Annotated in this window: 9 protein-coding genes; 5 read left to right on the top strand and 4 right to left on the bottom strand. The window is 44.7% G+C overall.

Translation table 11 applies throughout. The features are described from left to right. The 5 genes from IM509_RS18340 to IM509_RS18360 form a co-directional block, all read left to right on the top strand. Positions 1 to 451: RNA-guided endonuclease TnpB family protein (locus IM509_RS18340; protein ID WP_287717304.1), on the top strand; the 451-nt coding region annotated here is incomplete at its 5' end. Between the two features lie 327 nt (positions 452 to 778). Then, the gene (locus IM509_RS18345; protein ID WP_185236940.1) at positions 779 to 2,239 is read left to right on the top strand and encodes an efflux RND transporter periplasmic adaptor subunit; all 1,461 of its coding nucleotides are present in this window, start codon (positions 779 to 781) and stop codon (positions 2,237 to 2,239) included. Positions 2,240 to 2,307: 68 nt separating this feature from the next. Then, positions 2,308 to 2,685, top strand: coding sequence for a four helix bundle protein (locus tag IM509_RS18350; protein ID WP_185236939.1), 378 nt, complete (start codon positions 2,308 to 2,310; stop codon positions 2,683 to 2,685). 39 nt (positions 2,686 to 2,724) lie between these two features. Next, the gene (locus tag IM509_RS18355) at positions 2,725 to 5,790 is read left to right on the top strand and encodes an efflux RND transporter permease subunit (protein ID WP_185237679.1); all 3,066 of its coding nucleotides are present in this window, start codon (positions 2,725 to 2,727) and stop codon (positions 5,788 to 5,790) included. A 143-nt stretch (positions 5,791 to 5,933) separates the two neighbouring features. Beyond that, entirely contained in the window at positions 5,934 to 6,926 is a 993-nt protein-coding gene (locus tag IM509_RS18360; RefSeq protein WP_185237678.1) for an aldo/keto reductase, read from the top strand. A gap of 217 nt (positions 6,927 to 7,143) precedes the next feature. Here IM509_RS18360 and IM509_RS18365 read toward each other — a convergent pair whose 3' ends face one another. The 4 genes from IM509_RS18365 to IM509_RS18380 all read right to left on the bottom strand — a co-directional run bounded on the left by IM509_RS18365 (position 7,144) and on the right by IM509_RS18380 (position 10,722). After that, positions 7,144 to 7,992, bottom strand: a complete 849-nt coding sequence (locus IM509_RS18365) for an ADP-ribosylglycohydrolase family protein (protein ID WP_052277866.1) — start codon at positions 7,990 to 7,992, stop codon at positions 7,144 to 7,146. Between the two features lie 8 nt (positions 7,993 to 8,000). Continuing rightward, on the bottom strand, positions 8,001 to 8,762 hold the full coding sequence (locus IM509_RS18370; RefSeq protein ID WP_072927029.1) for a helix-turn-helix domain-containing protein: 762 nt from the start codon (positions 8,760 to 8,762) through the stop codon (positions 8,001 to 8,003). A 26-nt stretch (positions 8,763 to 8,788) separates the two neighbouring features. Next, positions 8,789 to 9,535, bottom strand: a complete 747-nt coding sequence (locus IM509_RS18375) for a pseudouridine synthase (RefSeq protein WP_072927031.1) — start codon at positions 9,533 to 9,535, stop codon at positions 8,789 to 8,791. A 932-nt stretch (positions 9,536 to 10,467) separates the two neighbouring features. After that, positions 10,468 to 10,722, bottom strand: coding sequence for a hypothetical protein (locus tag IM509_RS18380; protein WP_158499378.1), 255 nt, complete (start codon positions 10,720 to 10,722; stop codon positions 10,468 to 10,470). Positions 10,723 to 10,857: the final 135 nt, after the last annotated feature.

Raw genomic sequence — 10,857 nt, forward strand, 5'->3', positions numbered from 1 at the left:
CAGAAAAGACCATTTACATAAGCTAACCACTCAATTAGTTCGTGAAAACCAAACGATTGTAGTTGAGAATTTAGCCGTCAAGAATCTGGTCAAAAACCCGAAATTATCTCAGGCAATATCTGACGTTAGTTGGGGAGAAATAACCCGACAATTAGCCTATAAATGCCGTTGGTACGGCAGAAATTACATCGAAATAGATAGATGGTTTCCTAGCTCTAAAAGATGTAGTAATTGCGGGTATATTGCTGAAAAAATGCCGTTAAATATTCGAGAGTGGGATTGTCCAGACTGTGGGACTCACCATGACCGAGATATTAACGCGAGTAAAAATATTTTGGCCTCAGGGCTTGCGGTGTCAGTCTGTAGAGCGACCATAAGACCAGAACAGAGTAAATCTGTTCAGGCAGGTGCGGAACCCCGCAAGGGAAAGAAGCAGAAACCCAAATCGTGAGGTTTGGGAATCGCCGTCCGTTTTACGGCGGTGAGGATGTCAAAACTTTTTCTTATGACCACAAGTAGGGGAGAGCCAGATTAACTGGCATAAAATCTCTAAATAAACCATTTAATTGATTATTACTCATTCTTAATTCTCCTGAATACTGCCTACTGTCTCGGAGTCTCCTGACTACTGCCTACTGAATCCTCACCAACCACGACAATTTGGGATTTTCACAGCAAGTCCACTTTCTCACTTTCCCCACCCGTGACCTTTTTCCGTTAGATTATAAATGGATACAAAACTTAACATTTTATCCAGAATCTACCGAGAGGGCAGACCGTGCGGCCAGATACCCTAGAAAATAACCAGCATTCAGCCGATAATTCGCTAGTTCCCGAAGTTATCGCATTTAAACCCGAAATTGAGCCAGAGGAACCCGAATACTCGCCAAAACCGACAAAAACCAACTCTTGGCTATCGGGAGGAAGGGGTTTATTTATCGGCGTGGGATTGGGGGTTTTATTGACCCTAGGGGCGACTCGTTTCGCTAATCGACCCCAAACAGCCCAAAACCCCAATACTCAGCCCGTAGCGGCAAAAAATGAGGCACCAGCACAAACAGTAACCACCACTAGGGTGGAATCCACTGCCGTGGCCCGCACCCTGAAAGCGACTGGAAGCGTGGTAGCCTACGAATTAATCCCGATTCTTTCCCAAGCGACGGGACTACAAATCAAAGAAATCTTTGTCGATGAGGGTGATATCGTTAGCCAAGGTCAAATTCTCGCTCGTCTCGATGATACCGTCCTACAAGCGCAATTAACCCAAGCACAGGCAAATGTCGCCCAATCCCGGGCGCGTTTGGCAGAATTGCAAGCGGGTAGCCGTAAAGAGGAGATCGCTAGAGCTAACCAAACTATTCAACGCATAAAGGCTGAAATTAGTCAAGCTCAATCGGATTGGGATTTGGCTAAAAAACGCGTCCAGAGAAACCAAAGTTTAGAAGCGGAAGGAGCGATCGCCCGGGATCGTCTCGATGAGGTCCTCAATGAAGAAAGAAACAAAGCGGCGATCGTACAACAGACCCAATCCCGTTTAGGAGAAGCAGAGCAGCAACTAGCGCAATTGCAAGCGGGCAACCGTCCCGAAGTGATCGCCCAAGCTACAGCCCAATTAACGGAAGCTCAAAGCCGTTTAGCTATTGTTAAAGCTCAATTAAACGAGACGCGCCTGATTTCTCCGGTTAGTGGCAAAATTGCCGAAAGAAATGCTCGCATCGGGGACACCACCAACGGTCAAAATGCTCTCTTTAAAATCATCGAAAATGGGCGTTTAGAGCTAAGATTACGGGTTCCTGAGAATCAATTGCCCTTAATCCGCGTCGGAGCGCCCGTTACTATCACTTCCGATGCTAATAGCAGTTTAAAATTATCGGGACAGGTGCGCGAAATTAATCCCATCGTCGATGAGGCATCCCGTCAAGCAACGGTTAAAGTCGATTTAACCGACAATACAGGGTTAAAACCGGGGATGTTTTTACGAGGTGCGATCGTGACGAATACTAGCAATAGTTTAACCGTCCCCATGACCGCAGTTTTACCTCAAAAAGATAATCAAGCTCTAGTTTATTTAGTGGAACCTGATAACACTGTCACCGCCAAAACTGTGCAATTAGGTCAAATTATGCCGAATAATCGCGTGGAAATTCTTACGGGTTTACGAGCGGGCGATCGCATTGTGGTCAAAGGGGCAGCCTATCTCGGTGATGGCGACAAAATTACAGCAATCAGTAATCAGTAATCAGTGATCAGTAATCAGTAATCAGTAATCAGTAATCAGTAATCAGTGATCGGTAGCGGGGCAAACAGATGGAGAGTAAAGTTTATGATAAAGCTTATAAATTTGCCATTAGGATTGTTAAAGGCTATAAATATTTGTGTGAGACTAAACAAGAATATGTTTTGTCAAAACAGCTATTAAGGAGTGGCACTTCAATCGGGGCTAACATTGCCGAAGCTAATGGAGCTATTTCTCAAGCTGATTTTCGAGCTAAAATGTCAATAGCTTATAAGGAATGTCTAGAAACAAAGTATTGGCTGTCTCTATTGAAAGACACGAATTACATAGAGGAAAGAGCCTTTCAAAGTATCAATGATGATGCGGAGGAAATTGGTAAAATGCTTTGGGCTATTCTAAAAACCTGCCAAGAAAATACCAAAAACCAAAAACTGATAACTGATAACTGATAACTGATAACTGATAACTGATAACTGATAACTGAAATTATGGCTTTTAATATTTCTAATTGGTCTATCAAAAATCCCATTCCGACGATCCTGATCTCCCTGGTTATGGCCGTAATGGGATACATTGCCTTTCTAGGATTAGGGATCGATCGCTCTCCTAACATCGACATTCCGGCCGTGATTATCACCGTTAATCAACCCGGCGCCGGTCCAGAGGAATTGGAAACCCAAGTCACCAAAAAAGTCGAGGATGCGGTGGCTGCTTTGGGTAATATCGATCAAATTACTTCTACTATTAACGAGGGCAGCAGCACCACCACCGTTAACTTTATCCTTGGCACTAACAGCGATCGCGCTACCAATGATGTACGCAATGCCATAGCGCAAATTCGGCAGGATTTACCCCAAGATACTAATGATCCAATTGTCCAACGTTTAGAATTTGCCGGGGGTGCGGTGATGAACTATACCATCTCCTCCCCGAAAAGATCGATCGCCGAATTAAGTGATCTAGTTGATCGTCAAATTGGCCGCGCTTTAACGGGAGTGCCGGGGGTAGCACGAGTCGATCGCGTTGGGGGAGTCGATCGAGAAGTGCGTGTAGATTTAGATCCCAGTCGTCTGATCGCCTACGCTATCACGGCCACGGCGGTTAATGACCAAATTCGCAGTTTTAATATTAATTTACCCGGGGGGCGATCGGAAATCGGTGGTAGTGAACAAACCGTCCGCACCCTCGGCAGCGCTGAAACGATCGAAGATTTAAGGAATTATCAAATCTCTTTACCTAACGGTGATACCGTCCCCCTAAGCAATTTAGGGACAGTTAGCGATAGTTCCAGTGATCCTCGACAAATGGCCCTCTTAGATGGGCAGCCAGTGGTGGGTTTTTCGATTTTACGGGGGACTGGCAGCACCTTGGTGACGGTAGAAACAGCAGTGCGCCAAGAAATCGAGAATTTAAAGAAAAAACTGCCCGAAGATATTAAATTTCAATTAATTTTTACCCGTGCTGACTCAATTCGTGCTAGTTACGAAAGCCTTCTGAGCGATCTGATCATCGGTTGCATCATGACGGTGATCACGGTGGGTCTATTTTTAGGCAATTGGCGTGCCACGATTATCACGGGTTTAGCCCTGCCTTTGTCGATTTTCCCGACTTTTTGGGTGATGCAGTCCCTAAATTATACCCTTAACGGTATGACCCTACTGGCCTTAGCTTTAGCTTTGGGTAATCTGGTGGATGATGCGGTGTGTATGGTGGAGGACATCGATCAACATTTAGCTATGGGTAAAAAACCCCTGCAAGCGGCCTTTGATGCCTCAAAAGAGATTGGATTAGCCGTTTTAGCCAGTGCGGCGGCAATTATAGCAGTATTCCTGCCGGTTGCTTTTATGGGCGGTGTGCCGGGCCAATTCTTTCAACCTTTCGGCGTTACGGTGGCGGTTTCTACCCTATTCTCCAGTTTGATCGCTGTCACCGTCACCCCGATGTTAAGTGCCTATATTCTACAGCCGAAAAAGCTGAAAACTGGTGATAATAATCCTTCCTCGCGCCCCCGTTTTCGTCCCTACAAAAGTTTGTTAACTTGGGCTTTACGTCATCGAATCCTGACTTTATTGGCGGCTTTGGTCTTTTTTATCGGTAGTTTACAGTTAGTTCCCTTGATTCCAAAAGGGTTATTTAGTTCCGGGGATACTGGATTAAGTACCATCAGTCTAGAATTGCCTCCCGGTGCGACTTTGAATGATACCGTTGCCGTGGCTAATCAGGTGAATAGTTTACTGCAAAAAAATCCCGCCGTCGCTAATGTTTTGGCTATTCCGGGAGATTCGGGACGGGTAAATACGGGCTTAATATATGTTAATTTAGTTCCGAAGGAACAGCGATCGCTAACTCAACGGCAATTTGAGGAACAAACCCGTCGGGATTTCCAGAAGATACCGGGGGCTAGAGTGACTTTTCGGGCGCAGGGGGGAGCAGGAAGCACTAAGGATGTGGCTATTATTTTAAAAAGTGAAAATGGCGATATTTTAACCCAAACTGCCCAAAAATTAGAGCGAGAAATGCGAGCTTTACCCGGTTTTGTCGAGGTCAGTTCCGGGGTAAGTTTAGTTAAACCGGAGATCATTATTCAACCGGATACCGTGCGGGCTGCCGATCAGGGAGTCTCAGTCAGAGCGATCGCCCGTACTGCATCTTTAGCTTTAATTGGCGATAATGAGTTTAATTTAGCTAAATTTAACCTTGCTGACCGACAAATTCCCATCCGGGTGAAAATTGCCAATGATGGACGCAGTGAGATAGAAACTCTGCAAAATTTGCGCGTTCCTAGCAGTAATGGGACGTTAGTACCGCTTAACTCGGTGGCGACAATTAGCTTAGGTAGTGGACCTGCGGAAATTCAACGCTTTAACCGTCAACGTCAGGTTAATATTGGAGCTAATTTAGAGGGAGTTTCGTTGGGAAGTGCGGTGACACAAATTCGCGCTTTACCAATCATGAAAAACCTACCCCCAGAGGTGACAGAAGAACCCTTTGGTGATGCTCGTATTATGCGCGATATCTTCGCTCGTTTTTTGGGGGCGTTAAGTTTAGCAATTATTTCTATCTATGGGATTCTGGTCTTATTGTATAACAATTTCCTCTATCCCTTAGCGATTTTAACTTCCCTTCCCTTATCGATTGGTGGTACTTTAATCGCTCTTTTAATTACCCAAAAAGAGTTAGGTTTATACGCTTTAATTGGCATAGTTTTACTGATGGGATTAGTCACTAAAAATGCGATTCTGTTAGTAGATTTTGCCTTGAGTGGTCTTCAGGAAGGGAAACCGCAATTTAAGGCGGTGATTGATTCGGGAGTCTCTCGTTTACGACCAATTATTATGACCTCCGTTTCCACAATTGCCGGGATGTTACCGATTGCTTTAGCTTTAGGTGCAGATGGGGAAATTCGCGCACCGATGGCGATTGCCGTTATTGGTGGTTTTACCACTTCCACCCTATTAACTTTGGTGGTTGTGCCGGTAATCTTTACTTATATCGATAGTTTTTACTATTGGTTCCGGGGATTATTTGTTAAACAAAAACCCAAGTCGATTTAGTACAGAAAACGGGTTTCTCCGAGAAACCCGTTTTCTACTCATGCAGAAGGCAAAAATGGGAATAAATAATCAGTCTTTAATAACCAGATTTAGTATAAAATATCTTGCTGAAAGCTTGAGAAAAAACCCAGAGAAACTAACCCATGAATCCCTTGAAAGTCACACATCAAACTCTATCCCTTCCCCCCATGGGCTGCGGTACTTGGGCCTGGGGAAATCGTCTTCTCTGGGGTTATGATGAGAGTATGGATAGCCAGTTACAAGCGGTTTTTAATCTCTGCGTCGAGCGGGGTGTCACCCTATTTGATACGGGAGACTCCTACGGCACAGGCAAACTCAACGGACAGAGTGAGAAGCTATTAGGACGCTTTACAGGGGAATATACCGGTTATAACGCTGATCATATCCGTATTGCTACCAAACTCGCCCCTTATCCTTGGCGTTTAACCCGTCATGCCATGGTGAAAGCTTGTCAAGCTTCGGCAACCAGACTAGGCCGCCCGGTGGATTTAGTGCAAATGCACTGGTCAACGGGCAATTATGCGCCATGGCAGGAGGGAGGATTATTAGACGGATTGGGGGATTGTCTGGAAAAGGGGTTAGTTAAAGGGGTGGGTTTATCCAATTTTGGACCGAAAAGATTGAAGTCTGCCTATCAAAAGTTTGCCAGTCGCGGCATTCCTATTACCAGTTTACAGGTACAGTATTCTCTCCTTTCTACCTATCCCCTCACTGACTTAGGATTAAAGGAACTATGTGATCAATTGGGTATTAAAATTATTGCCTATAGTCCCTTAGCTTTGGGGTTATTAACGGGTAAATATCGAGATAATAAAAACTTACCCCCTGGATTACGTCGCTTCCTTTTTGGTCAATTAATTCCCGCTATTTCGCCTCTGATGAGTTGCCTAGAGGTTATCGCCCAAGCTAAAAATAAAACTATTAGCCAAGTTGCCTTAAATTGGTGTATCTGTAAGGGAACAATTCCTATCCCCGGAGCTAAAAATGTTCGGCAAGCTGAGGATAATTTAGGGGCTTTAGGATGGAGTTTAGATAGTGGGGAAATAGCCGAATTAGATAAAATTGCCGCCGGTTTAGATAAAAAAATGGTACAAAATATCTTTCAAACTAAGTAGGGTTTGCTGAATAAATCTAAAAACTTTGCTGGATAAGGCTTTTAGACTTTTTTGACCTCAAAAAGTGCCGACCATTGGAGTGATTGGGGGGAAAATCCCTGGACTTTTTCCCTGAAAATTAGGTAATTGACCAGGTGAAAATGGGTAAAACCCCACACCCCACACCCCACACCCCACACCCCACACCCCACACCAGGAAAAACTTTTTCAGCAAACCCTACTTATCTTGAGAGACCAATTTTAAGCTAGGACGGGGTTGGATTGTTCCCCCGTAAGCGACGGCAGTATGGGGAGATAGGACAAGATGAGGAGATATACCCAAAGAAATTCGATAGATTTCCCCAGCTTTATCCATTAATTGCTGTTTAACTGGCTCTTTCGGCAAATTTTGCCGCCAAGCTAGGGGAATCCCCTCGATACCGTTGTACAATCCCGCCCAAATCCCCGCTAAAGTGGTGGTTAATTGCCGTTGATAGGGACTAGAATTAGCGCGACGCACGCTCACGGCGAAATCCTCGGTCGTTTGCAGAAAAGTATAGAGAGAAGCTGCGATGGCAATTCCTAAAGGTGAGATATCTTTCGCCCAAGCCGATAAAATGGACTCTAGGGGATGATTCTGTCCTAAAGCTGACTGAATCTGCTCTAATAGCTTATTCTTGGGGTTAATAGTTAGTAGTTGCCCCATTAACTGATTTAAAGGCCTTTTTCCCTCTAATAACAGACCTACTGCCTCTCCCCAAATTATCGCTTCTTGTCGGGTTAACTCGGAAATTAAGCCCTTTTTCAGCCAAAAATTTAATCTAGCTTGCCAACGTTCCCCATGGTCAGGCCAGGTTAAAATCTCCGGCAACAGCACAAATAATAACGCCGATTCCGACTGCTGCCTAGCTTCGATCGCAATGGGCAAATCTTCCTGAGATTGCAGAGCTTGTAAAAGCAGGGTCGTGCTTGGTGTAGCCTCATAGTTAAAGGCTGGTATTAGGGGTTGATTATGCAAGGATTCCCCAATATATGCCCCGATTAACCCTCCCTGAAGGCGATCGAGGGGTGAAAAAACCTTTTGCATAAATTAGCTCAATTTGCCCGGTAGGTGACTTCCTCGACTTTGCCCGGTTGCCCCAGTTGTTTAGCATTGGCATTATTAACAGCAACGTAAACCCCGCCGGCATTACCCGCTCTCACGGTTAATTCTCGGTTTGCTTGCCAAGTGCGATGGCTTCCCTGGGGCAGCACACCTTCAAATTCTGTCTTCCCATCCACCACCACCCGCAGCCAGCAGTCATCTTCCAGTTTTACCTCCACCACCAGCTGCTGATTATTGCTGGTTTTGTTGGCTACCGGTTGAAGGGGGTTGCTTTTCGGTTGCACAATTTGCTGTTGTGGCAAGGAAGGCGGCGGCAAGCGATTCGATTGCAGTACCGATTTTTGCAGGACGTGGGATAGGGTTTGTACGGAACCAATAACTAAGATTAAATAGAGAAAATAGAGATGAATCGGGCGAATTTGAAGACTCGGCAGCGATAAAGACGGTTTTATTCCCCTAAAAAAGTTATTTACCTTGGTGGGAAAACGCCGGCTAACCGTCTCACCATCTAGGGACAGACTATCGGCAAATTGTTTGATTAACCAACGAATATAAATCGGTTCGGGCAATGCCTCCAAATCCCCCGCTTCCAGCGCTTCTAGACGATGGCGCGGGATCAAGGTTTTCTGGGCAATTTCCTCGAGAGAAAGGGACTGTTCTAGGCGATTTTTTTGCAAATAAACGCCGATTTCCAGTAATTTGGTGCGCTGTTTATGCTGGGGATCAAGTTGTGATTGGAGAAGGCGAAACATATCGCTATTAGGGGCTGACTTTCAGCTTAGTTAATCGGGTTTTTTAAATATTTCAGTTCATCAAGGGTTAAAAAACGGTAATGACCCAAGGGTAAGGGGGAATTATTACCAGAGTTTAGCTGAATAGGACCGATGGCACTGCGATGAAGTTTCAGGACGTGATAACCTAATTCTTCAGCTACACAGCGAATCTGCCGATTTCTTCCCTCCACTAAAATAACTTCTAATAGGGTTTTTTGGTCGGTTTGCTTGAGAATCTCAACCTGTGCGGGTAAGGTTTTTTTTCCCCCTAAGAGGATACCTTCTCGCCAACGCTGGAGAGCAAGTCTATCAACCGCACCATCTAGCCAAACCCGATAGGTTTTGGGCAAATGATAACGGGGATGGGTGAGGGTGAGGGTGAGTTGACCGTCGTTGGTGAGGAGTAAAGCCCCAGTGGTGTTAATGTCCAACCGTCCTACGGGATGTAACCCTGTCTCGCCAGCGAGGGAGTCGGGCAAAAGGTCAATCACCGTCGGCCGGTTTTGCGGATCCTTACAGGTAGAAACCACACCAATGGGTTTGTTGATTAGTATATACAATCTTTGGGGACGATTGCCCGGTTCAATTTTTTTTCCGTCTATCTCTAGGTGATCTTTTTCGGGGTCGGCTTTTTCTCCTAACTGCACGATTTTGCCATTCCGTCTCACCCGGCCGGCCACAATCATCTCCTCCGCCCTTCTTCGGGAGGCAATTCCCCACTGGGCAAGGATTTTCTGGACTCTCTCCGCCATTTTTTTTGTTTTTAACCCTTTCTATCTCCTATTATAGGCATCCTAAAAGGGTTTTTTCGCCCAAAAAGTGAAGAAAAACCGAATATCTCCGGCTGCCTCTTGGATTTTTTTCTTGGAAAACTTCTCAAAAAAAAAGGAGTGATCCCTTGACTTGGGCGCTGGCTTCGGTTACAATTTTCTTATAATGGGAATCTGTTTATATTTTTTTTGGTTGCCACCACTCGATTGTATATAAAGTCTTATAAAAATATCATCTCAAAAAGCCGTGAAAAAAGCAAGCAAAATTTTGCCGACAATTGTTAAAAAAGTCGGGTTAATTTTCCTTACGGGGGGATATGACTTTAAACGGGTTATTTCTCGGTTATCCAAGCGGTAAACTTTGATTGATGATGAATTGGGGACGTAAGTGACGGAGTTTGCGTCTCTTTGTTATAATTCAAAGGCTAGGCTATAGTAACTCTTCATAAACACCGATAATTTTGGTCAAAGATGTAAAAAAATGAATATTGAACTCGTGGAATCTCTAGTTAATGCAATTAAATCCTTGGCTCTTCTGGTTTCTGTGTGTAAACGAGGTCTATACTGATAGTTTCTTCTTTCAAAATAGTCCTAAAAGTCTTGCCCAGTAAGCATTTAACCTTACATAAGCAAAAATTATCACACAAAGTCGAGAAGAGCCAATCCTGTCCCTAGAAGAACAGGAATTGTTAGGAAAAAAACTCAAATATCACCCCTCTTGGTAAATTGCATTAGAACGAATTGACGCGACTCGAAAAGCTATTTATGAACGTCGTCAGGGAAAACTATTTGAAACCGATGTTACTGAAATTATTCATCAAATGAGAGAAGAAAGAGATCAGCAATTGATGGAAGAAATTGTGAATGAATAGAGAAAATAATGACTAATACATTTATCTGTGTTGATTCTAGTTTTATAGTTCGTTTAACAACGGTTGAACCTTCTGTAACAGTGTATCGTCCATCATGCCCTGCCCGGAGATCGAGAACCTCAGGACATTCATGTATGGGTTCTGGTCGTTGCCGTATTGAAGCGTATAGCTCGCGTTGGGCGCGATCGATGCGCTGACATAGTTGCCGTCCTTTGACGGTTCGGAGCCATTCCGCCCGATGATGGTCACGTTGAGGGTGAATGGTGTGGAGTTGTGGATCGTCTTGCTACCGCTCATCGGAAATTTTGGGTCTGAAACCCCGCCGTTCTAGGTTGGCTTTACGTTAGAATTAAAAGGCCAGTCTCGAAAACCAAGTGGACGGCGCAGCACCTTGAAAACTCGGCTTAGGGGGTTCCGACCAGAAAAGCTTGG

This window comes from Microcystis sp. M31BS1 (assembly GCF_020245285.1).
GTDB lineage: Bacteria > Cyanobacteriota > Cyanobacteriia > Cyanobacteriales > Microcystaceae > Microcystis > Microcystis panniformis.